This window comes from Mycobacterium ostraviense (assembly GCF_002705925.1).
In the GTDB taxonomy this organism is placed as follows: domain Bacteria; phylum Actinomycetota; class Actinomycetes; order Mycobacteriales; family Mycobacteriaceae; genus Mycobacterium; species Mycobacterium ostraviense.
The window spans coordinates 1-261 of sequence record NZ_NKRE01000064.1 but is presented as its reverse complement, the minus strand read 5'-3'; the positions used below and the strand labels follow the sequence as shown (position 1 = coordinate 261).

The window sequence follows — 261 nt, the reverse complement described above, 5'->3', positions numbered from 1 at the left end:
CCAAGGCAGCTCTGGAGGAAGAAGCACGCCAGCGGGCCCGCGCACACGCCGAGGCCGCCGCGGGTGAGCGCGGCGACGACCAGCAGACCGCCGCCGCCACGGGTGCCGCCGCGGCCGAGACTGCCACACCAAAACCCAAGGCACAGCGTAACTTCACCGACCCGGACTCCAAGATCATGCTCACCGGTGACGAGGCGTTTCATCAGTGCTATAACGCCCAAGCTGTGGTCGATGAGGATCATCAGGTGATCGTGGCTACCA

At 65.9% G+C, this 261-nt stretch carries 1 pseudogene; it reads left to right on the top strand.

The features are described from left to right. A pseudogene (locus tag CDN38_RS30120) lies at positions 1 to 261 on the top strand (IS5/IS1182 family transposase); the annotation flags it as partial.